The 15,378-nt window shown below is 55.5% G+C and carries 11 protein-coding genes and 1 other annotated feature; of the genes, 7 read left to right on the top strand and 4 right to left on the bottom strand.

Annotated elements, in window-relative coordinates; all coding sequences use genetic code 11:
- Positions 1 to 233: 233 nt before the first annotated feature.
- Positions 234 to 686, bottom strand: a complete 453-nt coding sequence (locus CLU88_RS11110; RefSeq protein WP_099656649.1) for an HAD domain-containing protein — start codon at positions 684 to 686, stop codon at positions 234 to 236.
- Between the two features lie 129 nt (positions 687 to 815).
- Between CLU88_RS11110 and CLU88_RS11105 the strand changes: the two genes are divergently transcribed.
- The gene (locus tag CLU88_RS11105; protein WP_099656648.1) at positions 816 to 1,202 is read left to right on the top strand and encodes a hypothetical protein; all 387 of its coding nucleotides are present in this window, start codon (positions 816 to 818) and stop codon (positions 1,200 to 1,202) included.
- Positions 1,203 to 1,376: 174 nt separating this feature from the next.
- On the opposite strand, the gene CLU88_RS11100 is transcribed toward CLU88_RS11105, so the two are convergent.
- Both CLU88_RS11100 and CLU88_RS11095 read right to left on the bottom strand, forming a co-directional pair.
- Positions 1,377 to 1,691, bottom strand: a complete 315-nt coding sequence (locus CLU88_RS11100) for a hypothetical protein (RefSeq protein WP_099656647.1) — start codon at positions 1,689 to 1,691, stop codon at positions 1,377 to 1,379.
- 413 nt (positions 1,692 to 2,104) lie between these two features.
- On the bottom strand, positions 2,105 to 6,433 hold the full coding sequence (locus CLU88_RS11095) for a hypothetical protein (RefSeq protein ID WP_143225982.1): 4,329 nt from the start codon (positions 6,431 to 6,433) through the stop codon (positions 2,105 to 2,107).
- Positions 6,434 to 6,674: 241 nt separating this feature from the next.
- On the opposite strand from CLU88_RS11095, the gene CLU88_RS11090 reads away from it, so the two are divergent.
- The 3 genes from CLU88_RS11090 to CLU88_RS11080 are packed head-to-tail and all read left to right on the top strand — an operon-like array spanning position 6,675 to position 10,480.
- Entirely contained in the window at positions 6,675 to 8,381 is a 1,707-nt protein-coding gene (locus CLU88_RS11090) for an ATP-dependent endonuclease (RefSeq protein ID WP_099656645.1), read from the top strand.
- Positions 8,374 to 9,813, top strand: coding sequence for an AAA family ATPase (locus tag CLU88_RS11085; RefSeq protein ID WP_099656644.1), 1,440 nt, complete (start codon positions 8,374 to 8,376; stop codon positions 9,811 to 9,813). The genes CLU88_RS11090 and CLU88_RS11085 overlap by 8 nt, the downstream gene beginning before the upstream one ends.
- A 4-nt stretch (positions 9,814 to 9,817) precedes the next feature.
- Positions 9,818 to 10,480, top strand: a complete 663-nt coding sequence (locus CLU88_RS11080; protein WP_143225981.1) for a PIN domain-containing protein — start codon at positions 9,818 to 9,820, stop codon at positions 10,478 to 10,480.
- A gap of 637 nt (positions 10,481 to 11,117) precedes the next feature.
- Here the strand turns inward: CLU88_RS11080 and CLU88_RS11075 are convergent.
- Positions 11,118 to 12,152, bottom strand: a complete 1,035-nt coding sequence (locus tag CLU88_RS11075; protein WP_099658802.1) for an IS110 family transposase — start codon at positions 12,150 to 12,152, stop codon at positions 11,118 to 11,120.
- Between the two features lie 183 nt (positions 12,153 to 12,335).
- Between CLU88_RS11075 and CLU88_RS11070 the strand changes: the two genes are divergently transcribed.
- From CLU88_RS11070 to CLU88_RS11060, 3 genes are all read left to right on the top strand, one after another.
- Positions 12,336 to 13,567 (top strand): IS3 family transposase gene (locus CLU88_RS11070; RefSeq protein WP_099656642.1). Its coding sequence is split into 2 segments (ribosomal slippage): positions 12,336 to 12,624 and positions 12,624 to 13,567, totalling 1,233 coding nucleotides; the frame shifts between segments, so codons are not numbered across the junction.
- Positions 12,614 to 12,730: a sequence feature (AL1L pseudoknot), on the top strand. It overlaps the preceding gene by 117 nt.
- A 132-nt stretch (positions 13,568 to 13,699) precedes the next feature.
- Positions 13,700 to 13,993, top strand: coding sequence for a helix-turn-helix domain-containing protein (locus tag CLU88_RS23515; RefSeq protein ID WP_369827632.1), 294 nt, complete (start codon positions 13,700 to 13,702; stop codon positions 13,991 to 13,993).
- Positions 13,990 to 15,309: a TniQ family protein gene (locus CLU88_RS11060; RefSeq protein WP_099656640.1), complete on the top strand. Its 1,320-nt coding sequence runs from the start codon at positions 13,990 to 13,992 to the stop codon at positions 15,307 to 15,309. Before CLU88_RS23515 ends, CLU88_RS11060 begins: the two co-directional genes overlap by 4 nt.
- The last annotated feature ends 69 nt before the right edge of the window (positions 15,310 to 15,378 follow it).

The following is a 15,378-nucleotide window of genomic DNA, read 5'->3' as shown; positions in this document are numbered from 1 at the left end:
ATGGTGCAAATGTTGGACACGACTCTCAAGAGGCGGCCTCGCGGGATACACCCCGGAGCAACAGAAGCGCAGCCCCGAACGATACTTAAATATAGATTTCGATAGAAAACTATATTTAAGTATCGTTGCTCCGAGACATGCAAGCGCCGTGGCTCCTCGGTGGCCCGACCTGTGTGCCAACATCGCCACTCCCCCGGAGGAGGCTGCTGGCTAGCCTGCAGTTCGCAGAATCCTCAGCACAACTGGCGCATCCTCTCCTTCAATTGCTCCCCGGCTGAAGCGGTGAGGCCCGTCTTGCCATTCACCAGGAACAGCGACTTGCAAAACGGCCGAAACAACCATGAGCGGTCATCCCAGGCCAGCCAGGGCAGGTAGGCCATGTCGTTTGCCCTCAGCCACGCCTGGCACTCGGCCTCCCGCTCGTAGCTGACAAGGGTGGCAGGAATATCAATCAGGGTGTTGAAGCGGGGGGTATCTGCAATCACCCTGGCAGCGATGTCTCCAGAAAACCGGCTGCGCAGTTGGTCGAGTGGCTTTTGCAGCCGCCAAGTGCTGCTGATCACCACCTGCCACTCAGGCACTTGCCGCAGTGCGTCTTCCAGCACGGGCAGGCAGCTGAAGTGTTTGGACTCATGGCAGTGTTCGGGGTGCAGTACCCCATCAAAGTCCAGAAACAGTATGGGCATGGTGATACCTCGGAAGTCATCCTAGAAAGCCGCACGCACAGGGGCAATGGAATGGGCAAAATACAACCCAGTTGTGATGGACTTGAGGCTGCTGTGAGAGCCCTTGTCCCCCAACGCCTGGAGGCTTCAATGCAGTTTGATTTTGTGAACGATCGCCTGGCCCCAAGTGTTGAATCCCAGCCCACCGTGGCGCTGCGCCACTGGCGCATTCTCGTGCGGGGCAATGCAGATCTGCACCTGATCGCACAGCTCGATTCGGGATCGCTGCGCGTGACCTCCACGCTGCAATGCGTGGAGCTGGCGCAGGGCACTGTCACAACAGAGTCGGGGCGCAGCTATCGGCTGTGCGCGCCGCCCGAGAAAGACGAAGTGCTCCTGAGCCTGATGCGGCGGTACGCCTTGAGGGAAATTCAAAGTGTTACTGGTGATGTGAGCGAAGAGGTCTGGCGGGCCATCAGCAGCGGTGCATGGCCTGCGGGGATGGAGCCTCTTTTACCCAGGGTCCAGCGAGCTTAGACTGGGCGTCTGCTGCGGACTGCACGATCACCCGCAAGGACTCAATGGCACGGGTTTCTATGACTAGGTGAATCTTTGTGAGCTAGCACCTATGGCCGCGCAAAATCCTTTCCAAGAAGGCATCTTTTGCCAAGGTCCAAGATTCATACGGATGTTCTCTCGCAACAAGACAACTTAGCTCAGAAATATTTCGAGAAAAATCAAGAAGTTCAGTGCGACGAGAATGCCCAACATCAGTTTGGACAAAGAAGGGAATGCCCAGGGTTTGATATCGCCTGCGACTGAATTCATGCGGCCTTCGACCTTCAGCCCGGATTCCTCAATCTGGGTGCAGACATTGGTTTCAAAGGTTGCCAAGTCTCCAGAAAATGCAGCTGATTTCCCGAGCACCTGCGCAAGCAGCCTAGCTTGTAGTTCTGCTTGCGCTTCAGGCACACCCGCCCTCATCAATTGCCGAGAATAGGCAAGCGTGTCGAAGGGTATGTTCATGCGGATAAGGATAAATCACCTCCGTCTCAGGTGAATCAAAATGCGTGCACAGACGAGGTGGATCATCAAGGGCGCTTGCTCGTTATCAGAGCACCGACGTCGGCTTACCTCCCAACCGAAGTCGGCCACAGGTATCAGCGATACGCTTTTATGTCGAGGGTCAGAGCATGCAGGCCGCCTTGTTTGCCGCACCCCGCCTAAATGAAAACCACGACGCCGGACGTCGGCTCTGCAGCGATTGCGGTCATCCAACTTTGGCCGCCGAACGCGTACTATCGGCCATAAGCAGCCGGTCACCTTAATGCTGATTACCACGCAAACTTGACACCCGGTCGATAACTTCTGGCTAGAAATCAACAGTCTCGCTACTCATCTAGCAGCATGCGTGTCTCGAGCATCTACGTGTTTCTGACTCACCTCTTGGTGGGGTATTGGTTGCTCATTGGCGGCTCCGTGCAAAAAAGTACCTTTTTCCAGTCGTCATGCACCGCCTTGTTTTTAGCGTTTATCGCATCAACGTGCAAAGACCAGTGCACTAACTTCTTGTATGACCAATCCGAACGCCTCTTCCAAGACAAATCCGAGGCGATGAAGCGTGGATCGACTGTCCCGAGGAAAAGCTCAAAGTATAGGAATGCATCCTCCTCTGACGAAGTTGAGAGGAAAAGCCCAAACCAGTGAAAACACGCCTTTGATCGAACATAGCGGTCATAAGAGACCACTTTCACTTGCGCAAGCCACCGACCGAGGCCTGTTGACACGTTGATGCGCTCCCAGAGTCTATCGTTGACCTCCGAGGGCACCAAGAAGCCTGCCATGGTGATTCCTCGGGCGACATAGCCTGCCATTTCCATCGCCAAATCCGACTCGATTTGCTCCAAGAGCTTGTGCTCAAGATTCGACCTCTGGAGCCCTGAAGCGTAGGCGCATAGTTTGTCATCAGTGTTCGCGTCTGCGAGAACACTAGCCCGCAGTCTCTGACCCGCCTCCGTAGCTACGCTCAACGCGGCGTCTCGGATACTTCCAAGATGGAAAACTGACTCCGATTCATCCTCGAGCATCGCTTCGACCAGTTGCGCTGAAAGCTCAGGTCGATTTTTCGAGATTGCTTGAATCGACTCGATCAGCGGAAAGTGCTCCGCCCCCCCAAAGATCATTCGTCGATTCTTTTTCTCCAAGAACGGCGACAACCACCCAGCGAGCTGCTCCCCGAATCTCTCAACAAGTTTGTCCCAACCAGAGTGCTTATTAAGAAGAGATCTGGGAAAGGTCCCCGATCGAGTGGTTGCAAGATAGGAAAGCTCATCTCGCACATGTCCAGCGAAAAGCTCAAGGTATCCGGCCGTATCGGGAAAGGCCTCAACAAACTCCCCGAGTGCTTCAGGATGCACACGGCGCTTGCATTCGTCGACTGAAATAGGATCTGAAGTGCACGCAAGCAACATCGAACCGCAGGCTTTCTCCTCTCTGGATTTCGCTTGCGAGCAGCACCAATCGCTGGCTGCCAACGCATTGGCAAGTCTTGACGACTGCGTTTCAAGGCCGAACCGAAGAACCCTCTCACGTACACCAGTTGAGGTATGACCCAAGTACGGTTCAAGAGCGAGACTGTCCAAGTCCTCTGCATTCTTTACCGCGCAATCAAGATAGTCCAGCCAAAATATTAGTTCGCTTTCGGAGGAGCTATTTTTCAAACGAGTCTTCACTTCGCGACCTGCTTCAGCACTAATCCTTACCAGCAAGTTCGCGTAGTAAGCGGGCATCGCCTGCTTCGGAGACAAGTCCAAGAGCGAGACCTGCGCGGCAGAGGAGACCTCAAAAAAGCTTATGAACTGCAGATCCCAATTCCATTCTTCTCCTTGATCTCGAGCTCGGCATGCAGCATTTTTCCATCGCTGCAACTGGCCTAGATTCATCACCATGACAGACTGGGGCAATGCTGCAGCTAGGACTGCAATATCACTCCCTTCTGTTGAAGGAGAACATAGCTTATCGAGAATTCCTTCCACGCCGTCCCGTTCAAGCTTGATGCGCAGTGACGGAGACCATCGGGAAAGAACATGTCTCGTAGTAACTGGAGCAATGTGGGAAAAGCTTCGAGGTGAAGCTTCCGGCTTTGGCACAGCAAACTCTAGAGCAGATGCTTCAATCTCCTCGAGGTAGTTTTGAGGCAAGACTGACTGCGGATCGGTAGGTCTTGGAAAGACTATATCGCCCGCGTCTAGGCCCATCGGAATGATCCCCAGCGCTGTGAGAGTGGCGCCAGCACTTGGCGTAGACAACAGCTCCAAGAGGCTGCGGGCAGCTTCAAGACCCACTTCGCCAAGTGGTGCAAGCTCTTTGGCTCTCTGCAAGAGCGCTTGCTCGGTCGCTTCGAAGTCGTTCTCGTTCCATCGGAGCAGCCATGCGAACATTTTCTTCTGCCGAAATTGCCCCATGACGCCTCGGGTTATAGCCCACGCTGTTATGGGTCGTAGCAAAGGCACGCGCGGTAGCCAAGACATCATTTCGATGGCTCGATAACATCCCCATGCTCTGCCTGAAGCCTCGACTTCCCGAATCTCGACTCCAAATATGGGGGCATCAGCGTTGGCTATCCATTCCTCATAACGACGCTGAGTCTGTGCTCTACGAACTCTAGCTTGTTCATCTTCAGGAATCTGACCAAGCACCTCACCCTCAAGTGGATCAAGCCAGAAGCCTTCAAACCATCGGGTTAAGCGAGCCTCACATGCCTTCTCGACAGAAGTCCACTTGAACGAGTTCGCGAATGCCTTTATTAGTACCTCATGTTCGCTATGACGCCCAGATCTGTTGAACCACCAGCGCTCTGCGATGTCCAGAACTGTCTCTGGGAACAAGCCGAGGCATCTCCAAAAGCTCTCAAAATCAGGTTGGCCAAAGTTTTGCGCAGCAAGCCAGTAGGTCAAAAGACTGCGACGCACCACCTCGGGTGTTCCCTCCTCCATCATTGCAAATGTGCTTGCACATCGCAGGATCTTCACGCTGAAATCAGAGCCTTGATAGGCATCGAGTGCCTCATCCAGATTGCTCCGCACTTGCTCCTCTGACTCTGCAGCGCGGAGCTCCGAGATGAGAGCCAAGCCTAAAACGTAGGGAAGCTTGCTCTCAAGTACTTTGAATTGGTGTGCTCTTCCAGAAGAGGTCACCCACCCACCATCGATGATCTCACTCAAGACACCCTCATACCTAGAGAAGTCATCTCCGCTGTCCATTGCGAGCTCGTCGAGGAGCTGCCTTCTGGAGACTTCACTACCCTCAATATTGTTCTTATAGCGTCGAGCAAGGCCGGCAACGAACTCTCTAAACTCCTCCTCACTCAGAACCTTCAGAGCTTGTGGCTGTCTTCCTCGCCAGTCTTCATACACGACGCGCTCTGGCGTTATGTCCCCGCTTTCTTCGAGTTCCTTGCGTCGGCGCAGGGCCTGTCGACAAGCCCTAGGGTTGCGAAGTAGGTGCAATAGTGCTTTGGGTAGCTCGCGCATGACCAAACCATAGGTCGCAAGCAGTTGCTCCAACTCTGCATCATTAAAGGGTTCAACGGGAACTTCGACCGGCTTCGTCGAAAGATCTTGAAGACGCTTCAGCCGGAAATTGAAAAAATCAGGACGGACGGTTAGCAGTACCGCCGCCTTACCTTTTCGATCCGCACCGGCAATAGCAAGCACCAGCTCTGACCAGCTTGGGTACATCCAGTTCTGATTGAGACCATCAATGATTACCAGCAGGTTGGGGCGCAGAGCCTCAGCTGATAGCCAGCGAACTACCCTGCGCTTCCAGAAAGCCTGGTCCCGAATCTGAAAGGCTGTATACAGTGCAGATGCAATAATTGCATCGGCATCAGCCCCACCTACGTTCTTAGCTGGAACGAATACTGCCAACGGAAAGCTAGGATCTGAGTCGATGCGTCCCAGCACCCAATCCAATGCTGCCCAAGTTTTCCCAACGCCTTCTTGACCAAGAAGCGCGCCCACCTTGGCGCTATGATCAGTCCACCAACAGTCAAGCTTCGCACTTATTTCACCCCGCCTGATCCTGTGCGAATCGGTGCCGAGCAACGCTGCATGGGAATCAAAAGCCAACCTCGAGACATCTGCTTCCCTCATTCGAGACTTCAGCCATTCCTGCATCTGTTTCTTGGCCGCGGCCAAGCCAACCAGTGGGCTTTGTAGGCGACTCAGTAAACGTTTGGACGCCGAATCGAATAGCTTGTGATTGCGAACGAAGTCCAATGCATCCGTCAGTGCTTTTGAGGACTGCAGTCTTACATGGATTGCAGCGGGTGACATCGCGCAGAGAACTGCAAGCAACGGTGGTTCTGTTGCTGTCGGATCCCAGTCCAGTACCAGTACATCGATCCCTGCGGATGCACCGACGGCTTCCAACTCCTTGACATCTCCACCGCTTATGGGACGAGTCGCCGCGAGCACCCATACGTCAAGCGTCGGAAAACTATCTACCGCGTCACGGATTTTGGACTTCAGCTGATCTAGTGGCAGTGACGTCGCTGGCGCGTAGTGCTTACCTTCAATACCCACTTCTAATCCATTCACTGGGGTGTCTCCGACTGCGTCCACCCCACCCTGCGGTCCGTTCTTCATCAACCGAAATCCCATCCCGGTAACTTCAGTGAACATGTCCCGGACCAATCCCTCAAACCCGTCGGACTTCGTGGCATTGAGGTCTCGCATTGCAGCAAACAAAGGATCTAACTCATTCATACTTCTTCTTTACTATCTGATTGAGTGGTAAAGGTCGTCTGTAGGCCTTCGATTCAGGTTGGCGATCCCACTCTACATCTGTCTCGCTCTAGCAATCAGGAGGCCAGTACGCCAGCGCAACCTGATGAGATGTATCTATGATGAGAAGTAACGGGTGAAGAGACGTTCCATGCTGTGCTGCGCAGGGGTATTGATCGCCAGTATCCCATTTGATATCTGATGTTTTGGAGGGCCTTATTCAGTGAAGATCAGAAGAATAAAAATCAAGAACTTTCGAGGCGTGAAAGAACTTGACTGGAGCCTCCCCAACACCGACATCTTCTGCCTGATTGGCAAAGGTGATTCTTCCAAGTCCACCATCTTGGAGGCCATCAGGTATGCCTTCTATCCTCAGTGGAACCTGACTCTCAGCGACTCTGACTTTCACCAGTGCAAAGTCGCAGAGTCAATCGTCATTGAAGTCACCATCGGGGCCTTGACCGAAGCCTTCTGTGCCTTGGACAAGTACGGTCAGTACCTCCGTGGCTGGGATTCCACGACCCTCAAACTCACTGACGAGCCTGAAGATCACTTGGAGAGTGTTCTGACCGTGCGGCTGACGGTCGACAAGGATCTTGAGCCTAAGTGGTTGGTTGTCTGTGATCGACACCCTGACGGTGTTCCGTTCAAGCAAGGCGACAGGAACAAGGTCAGCGTTGGCCTCATCGGTGCCTACAGCGAGAAGCAGCTCTCGTGGGCTACAGGCACGGCGCTGGCAAAGCTCACTGAGGCCCAGAGTCTGAATGAGCTGCTGGCAACGGCCTCTCGCACAGCCAGAGCCTCTTTGGATGCCAACAGGCCTGTCACTCTCAAGAACTTCGATGAGGCGGCTGAGAAATCGCAGGAAATTGCAAAGCGGTTGGGGGTGCCGGTATCGCAGGCTTACAAGGCTCACCTCGATCTGGCTTCTATCAACCTGAAGGTAGGTGGGTTGGCACTCCATGACGGTGACATTCCTCTTCGCCAGCTAGGTCTTGGGTCAAGGCGAATGCTGCTGTGTGGCATTCAGAAGATGGGGTTGGAGGAGGGACACATCACCTTGTTTGACGAGGTGGAGTTTGGCTTGGAGCCGCACCGAATCACCCGTCTTATCAAGCATGTCCGAGAGGACAAACGAGGCCAATACTTCCTCACCACGCACTCGCCCACGGTCCTGCGGGAACTAACCGTGAATGACCTGTACATCGTTCACAGCAAGGAAGGTGTCGTGCGGGTCATTCCCGCTTACTGCGAAGGATTGGCTGCTCACGAGGCGCAAGGAAGGATTCGCTCTAGTGCGGAAGCGTTCTTGTCCAAGAAGGTCGTCGTCTGTGAGGGAGCTACAGAGGTCGGGTTCATGAGGGGCTATGACGACTATCAGGTCGGCAAGGGCAACGATCCATTTTCCTATCACGGCGTGTCCCTGCTGAATGCAGGTGGGGCGAGCAAGATCAAATCTCTGGCAGAGGCATTCAAGCTGCTTGGCTATGACGTCTGCGTTGTCGCTGACGGGGATGCAGAGAAGCAGTTTTCTCCTGCTCATGAGGCTGAGTTGAGAGGCAAGGGTATTTCGGTCCATGTGTGGACCGACAAGCTCTCATTGGAGCAACGAGCGTTTCAGGATTTGCCATGGATCAGCGTGATTGCGAGTGTGCAACTCGCTCAAACTGTTCCTAGCTTGTCTGTCTACGACAATGTGCGCTCTTGGTTGAAGATGCCGCTGGATGAAGACGTCGCCAAGTGGGGGGACAGTCCTGAACTTAGGCTCGCTATCGGAAATGCAGCGAAAGGCAGCGACTGGTTCAAGGACATCACCCGTGGCGATTTGTGGGTGCAGGCTATCAGCCCTGCATTCGATGATGCAAATTTCTCAAAAAAGGACATAGCCACGAAGCTCGCCCAGCTTTGGGCTTGGGCAGAGCGTGTCTGAAGAACTGGCCCTCAAGCTCAACGACTTCACTACCAAAGGGTATGTGATCGCGCCGGCTGGCTACGGCAAGACGCACCTCATTGCCATGGCAGTGAAGGCGGCCAGCAAGAAGCAACTGATCTTGACCCACACCTTCGCGGGTGTGAACTCCATCAAGGCCAAGATGACGGCTCTTGGCGTGCCGTCCTCCAAATACCAGATTGACACGATTGCGAGCTGGTCACTGCGGCTCTGTTTGGCCTATCCGAAGACTTCGGGCTGGAAGGTAGAGCACCCCACAAGCAAGCAGTGGAACAAGCTCTACGAGTGCTGTTCAGGGTTGCTGGGGAAGCAGTTCGTTCGCCGCGTCATCGCTGCCACCTATGCCGGCGTCTATGTGGATGAGTACCAGGACTGCTCCGATCTGCAGCATGGCCTTGTCTGTGCCTTTGCTGAGTTCATGCCCTGTCGAATTTTGGGCGATCCGATGCAGGCCATCTTCGACTTTGGTGGTGATGAAGACAAGCCCGTTGATTGGGCCGTGAGTGTCTATCCGACGTTCACTTGCCTCGGTCAGCTAGAGACGCCGTGGCGCTGGAAAACGACCGGCGATCCGAAGCTTGGGGATTGGCTAAAGAAGGCGAGGGAGACCCTGGAACAGGGACAGAAGATCGATCTTTCAAACGGTCTGCCTGCCTGTGTAATACGAGCTCACACCACTCCAGAATATTTGGCGTCAAAGCAGTACTCCTCACTGATGGGTTTGCTGGGTCAGCAGGAGAGTGTGATTGCCCTTCATGGCGGCGATCAGCAGTCCAAGAACATGACCCATCTCTTGGCAAGAACTATGGGTGGCAAGTTCTCTTCCATTGAAGAAGTCGAAGGCAAAGATCTTCATTCGTTCATCAAGAAATTGGTTGCAGCCAAGACAACCAAGCAAGGCTTCCTGCTCGCGTTGGAGTTCGGCAAAAAGTGCTTCACTGGGGTGGCGAAGGCCCTGACTGCTGGCACCCAGAAGGGCGAGGTGGCAAAGCAAAGCAAGGTGACCAAGTATCCATTGGTCTTGCATGCCGCGAATGCTTACCTGAAGGAGCCGACCAGTGCTCACCTTAGAGCCTTCTTCCTGGCGTTGAAGGACAACCCTGAAACGTCAGCCTACCGTCGTGATCTGCTGTATCGCTTCCTCAACGTGCTGAAGATTCACATTGACGGTAGCGGGGTAACGCTGACGGACGCGGCAAACCTTTATCAACGCGACATGCGGCACACGGGGAGGCCGATAAGCCACCGCAAGCTCATTGGCACAACGCTGCTTGTGAAGGGACTGGAGTATGACCATGCGGTCATCCTTGACGCTGACTCACTGGGCGCCAAGGATCTGTATGTCGCAATGACACGTGGCGCCAAGACTTTGACCATAGTTGGTGAACAACGGCACCTGCCGGCAAGGTAACGACATGACGAAGAAGCTCTTGTTGGTTGACTTGGAGAACAAGCACAAGGTCGATCTCTCTCCGCTGGATGAGAGCTTTAGGGCCATCATCTTCGTAGGTGCCAACCAGAATCCTCCCAAGGCAGCGAAGAAGCCTGCCACGGCCCATAGGTTCAGCCGTGTGGACTTCCTGAAGATTTCAGGTGCGGGCAAGAACGCCTTGGACTTCCACATTGCCTTTGAGTTGGGCCGGACCTTTGAGACGGCTCCAGACACCGAATGCTTCGTGCTCAGTGGCGACAAGGGCTTCGATCCGTTGCTCAACCACCTGAACGCCAACGGCATGAGCTGTCGAAGGGTGGAGAGCATTGCAGAGCTTGTGCCTGTCAATGTTGTGCCGCTCGTGGCTCATGACCAGGTGGTGTGCCCGTTCTGCAATAAGGCCAGCACGATTGAGCACCACGGTGGGCACTGGTGCAGCAACTGCGGCCGGTTCGCCACGGCGCCAGATCCCAAGCTACTGCCGTCAAACCAGAAGGGCTACAGGGAACCTGAGCGCAACAAATACGGGGACAACGCTATCTACTACGAATGCGGCTGGTGCCACCAGCGCACTGACATGACGGGTGGCATCTACGACGACGGCGAATGGATGTGTGGGGGCTGCATTGCTAGATATGCAAAATAGTCAGGAGCAGTCTCCTTGGCTGAAAAAACTTCCCCTTTGAACGTCTGCTGCTAAGCAGAGCTGTCACCGCTATGCCCATGGGTGGGCGGCTGTTGTCAGCCTCAAACGGTCACACGAGGAACGTTCCTAGGTCACATCCAATGACCGTCGTACAGCATATGATTGCCCGCAACCAGCACCACCGGCTCAGCTGGAAACGTCTGGCGAGCCCATGCGGCTACCCGACTGCTCTTGTCGATGTCCCCGGCCAGTTCACCATGTCGGCAATGGCCGTTGCTACCGAGTCTGGTTTGAACGGGGAAAATTCCACATGCAAAAGGAAGGAGCAAGGAGCTTCATCTGCGCATCATTGGCGGAATCAACCTGAATCGCCTACATGGTCCGCCCAAGGAGAACAAGCGTTTACGTCGTGATGGTTTGAAGGGTTTGCTGCCTTACATCCGGGCTGTTGATGCAGTGGCTGCTGCTGCCCATGATGGCTATTCGCGGCTGGGGTTCCTATCTCCGGGATGTACTCAAGGTACTGGCGATTCATCGGAATTCCCCAACCCGGTTTGACCGTCATTCCATCAATACGCTTTGTGCAGGTTCTCCTTCAAATCGGTTTTGTAGGTCAGTGGCGCGCCGCGCTGACGGATCATGCACTCACCGTCTCAAGCGGATTCCAACGGGTCCGATCGAAGGCCGTGCCCCTGGCTAGAACCGCCCACGCGGTGCGCGCCATCTTGTTGGCCAACGCCACCACCACGACGTTGTAATGTCGCCGCTGCAGCAACCGTTCAATCCAGTCAGATTTTCCGGATCGGGCAATCACGGCCCTGGCGCCGGCGATCAACAAGGTTCGCAAGTAGGTGTCTCCGCGCTTGGAGATGCCCAACTGCTGCGTCTTCCCCCCAGTGCCCACGTGACGAGGGACCAACCCTACCCATGAGGCGAACTGCCGCGCGGATTTGAATGTGCAGAAGTCTCCGACCGCCGCCACCAGCGCCGAGGCTGTCAGGTCTCCGACACCAGGAATCTGCTGAATGGCCTGCATCTGCCGGTCCTCTCGAATCATGGCGCCCAGCCGCTGGCCAATCTGGTCGATGTCATCTTGCAATCCATCGATGCGTTTGAGCTGCTCCTGGATGCAGATGACCAGATCGGCAGGCAGATGACCCTTCTCCTGGGCCTCGGCGATTTCTGCCTGGATCATCTTAAGCAATTGGTTGTGCCCCACGGGCATGGCAATGCCGAACTCGGCCAAGATGCCTCGCAGGGCATTGGTTTGCATGATGCGCATCTTCATCATTTGACGGCGCATGCCGTGCATTGACAAACAAGCTTGCTGGCGCTCCGATTTCACGGGGACCGGCAAGATGTGCGGCTGCTGTGCCGCCACCCAGATCGCCTGTGCATCCATCGCATCGGTCTTGTCACGCAGCAAGAAGGCTTTGACATGCTGGGCCGGCAACAGCTTGACGTCATGTCCCAGCGCCCGGATCGTCCTGGCCCAGTAATGCGATGACCCGCAAGCTTCCATCGCAACCAAGCTACGGGTGCATTTGGCGAAGAATTCCGTGAGTTTGGCGCGTTTGATTTGGCGTCGCTGGATCTCGCCCGACTCCACATCAACGATGTGCAGTTGGAACACCGACTTTGCCAAGTCCAGACCAATGACGGGCAGATTCAGAGTCGATTGCATGGTGGCCTCCAGGATCAGTGGTTGCGAGGGTTGCCACTCTGGCACTTTGCAACTGGACTGGCGACACCTACCCCGGTCTACAGGAGGGTGACTGCAGTGCAGCGCCAAAGGTGGGCGGACCATGCCATCTCCGGTTTTTGAGGAGGCTCAACACTCTGAGAGGATTGAGCCATGAAGAAGACGAACAAGTTCTCGCCCGAGGTGCGTGAGCGCGCAGTGAGAATGGTGCAGGAGCAGCGCGGGGAGTACCCATCCCTGTGGGCTGCCATCGAATCCATTGCCCCCAAGATTGGCTGCGTGCCGCAGACCCTGAACGAGTGGGTCAAGCGTGCCGAAGTTGATGCAGGCACGCGAGAAGGCGTCACCACAGCCGAAGCCCAGCGGGTCAAGGAGCTGGAGCGCGAGGTCAAAGAACTGCGCCGGGCCAACGAGATATTGAAGCTGGCCAGCGCGTTTTTCGCCCAGGCGGAGCTCGACCGCCGGCTCAAGTCTTGAGGGCCTTTATCGACCAGCAGCGCAATGCTTTCGGGGTCGAGCCGCTCTGCAAGGTCTTGCAGGTTGCCCCGTCAGCGTATTGGCGCCACGCCGCGCTGGTGCGCGAGCCTCACAAACGCTGCGCTCGAGCGAAACGCGACGAATTGCTGATGCCGCAGATTCAACGAGTCTGGCAGGCCAACATGCAGGTCTACGGCGCTGACAAGGTATGGCGCCAACTGGGGCGCGAAGGCGTGACCGTGGCCCGCTGCACGGTAGAGCGTCTGATGCGCAGCATGGGACTGCGTGGTGTGATGCGCGGCAAGGCCGTACGAACCACCGTCAGTGATGGCAAAGCACCATGTCCATTGGACCGGGTCAACCGGCAGTTCCGGGCCGAGAGGCCGAACCAGTTGTGGGTGAGCGACTTCACTTACGTTTCGACTTGGCAGGGCTGGCTGTACGTGGCCTTCGTCATTGATGTGTATGCCAGGCGCATCGTGGGCTGGCGAGTCAGCAATTCGATGCGTACCGACTTCGTGCTCGACGCCCTGGAGCAAGCCCTCTATGCCCGTCAGCCTGAGCGCGATGGCAGTTTGGTTTGTCACTCCGATAGAGGCTCGCAATACGTCAGCATTCGCTACACCGAGCGACTGGCGGAAGCTGGCATCGAGCCTTCGGTGGGCAGCAAGGGCGACAGCTACGACAACGCCCTGGCCGAGACCATCAACGGCCTGTACAAGGCCGAACTGATTCACCGCCGGGCTCCATGGAAAACCAAGGAAGCAGTCGAGTTCGCCACGCTCGAATGGGTATCGTGGTTCAACCACCATCGCCTGCTCGAACCCATCGGGTACATCCCGCCGGCTGAGGCTGAGGCAAACTACTACCGGCAACTCGCCAGTCAGGCCACTGCGGAAGTGGGCTGACTTAAACCAAAAAGCCTCCGCAGAAACCGGGGCGATTCAGTGTTTGCTTCACCGACGCAAGTAAGTATCCCTAAGCCTCTCCAGTACGAAGTATTGCGTTCCCCCCCATGTTGAATTGCGCGTCGCGCAGCAATGTGTAATAGTAGAACAATGTTCGTATATCCCACATCTCAAGGAGAGCTAATTCGAGCCGCGCGCGGTACCCGCACGCAGGCTGAATTTGCGAAGTTGCTAGGTTGCGATCGATCTTGTCTCTCGCGTTATGAGAGGGAGCAGCTCGGTGCTTCCCCCATGGTGATCAGTCGGTGCTTAGACATCGTTGCGAAGTCGATGAGGAGCAGCGAGGAGACGCCTAGGCCGTATGAGCGTGCGCTCGCGCAAGCGCGCCGTGTTGTTGCAGAACTGGAGAGGTTGGGGGAAAAATGAATCTGCCGCTCTTGGCTCCAATGCCACATGAATTCGTGCTTGCCCACGCTGGGCGGATTGGATTCTTTTTCCGTGGTCAGATTCCAAAGAGTCAAAGGCACCGGCTCATTGAGAGGCTTGCGGAGAAGCACTGCGAAGGCGCTGCCGCGTTCTCTCTGCTGGAGCAGGTGGCCACGATCGCGGGAATGAACGCCTCAGACTACGCGAGGCAGCATAGCCTTTTGCCTGCGCTACGAGTCGCAGAGCGGGATACAGCGCCAGCCCTTCATGGATCTGCAGTCAGGCAAGGGATCACAAAACTCGTCGGATCACGACTGCATACACACAAAGTGCACCTGTGCCCCAAGTGTGTCGCAGAAGATTTGTCGCACTGGGGCTTTAGCTGGTTTCGACGTACCCACAATCTTGTAGGCGTTGAGGTCTGCCCCGTACACGGCGAGGCTTTGCACCGGGTGAAAAATCCAGACCCGTTTTCACTTTTGCCGCAGCACTGGGTTGAACTGGGTGAAGTCGAGCGTGTCGAGTTTGACTCCGCGAGCGACGCTGAGCGCCAGTTTCAAATTCGGCTGCAAGAAGTCTATGAGATGTTTCTGGATCGAGATAGGCCGTTCGACTTGTCCGCAATCTATGGCCCATTGGCCCGCAGGGGGCGTGAACTCGGTCTGAGGAACAGCCGTACCGGGGTGAAGCCGCCGCTCAGCGACTACGTTCTGAACTCTGCGCCGCGAGCTTGGCTTGTTCGCCATTGGCCAGAGCTTTGCAAGAAAGAGTCTGGAGAGTTCTTTAGCCCGTTGGATCGACTTCCCGGCTCCTACGCGACTCCAGGCTCTGGTTTCGCATATGCCGTAGCGCTTGCGACACTCTTCGAATCAGCGGGAGAAGCCGCACAATCGCTGGCAACTCCGGTGGCACGACGGATGCCAGATGAGAAAGCGGCAATGAAGTCTCAGTACTCAGTGGAGTACTGGACCACGGAATTTTTGGAAGTATTCGTAAGTTGCGCAGGAAACATAGCTGCGATTTCAAAGCAGCTTGGCCTTGACAGAGACTATGTGGCAAGGAAAACAAAAAGCTTGGGTTTGCCATCCTTGAAGGGGGTCAGATCCTCGCCTAGGTGGCGTGCACTGGAAAGGTTTGGTGCCGGGGAAAGCCTTGCAGCGGCTTGCTCGGCTGAGGGCGTAGACCTCGGGCTTGTTGAGGAACTGCTGCGTGTGGCGAGTGGCACGCTGGTCCGGGCAGTGAAGTCAGTTAAGAACGAAAAGCTCCAGAGGTCACCGCGCGAGAGAGAGCAGATATCGATAGGGCTGCGGTCTTGATCAGGAACTCATGTGTAACGCAGTGCACTGCGGCGCATAGGGTCAACGATGCCATGTAGTACAAAAACT

The sequence above is a fragment of the Acidovorax sp. 56 genome, from assembly GCF_002749705.1.
Taxonomy (GTDB): domain Bacteria; phylum Pseudomonadota; class Gammaproteobacteria; order Burkholderiales; family Burkholderiaceae_C; genus Acidovorax.
This window is presented reverse-complemented; position numbering and strand designations above follow the sequence as displayed.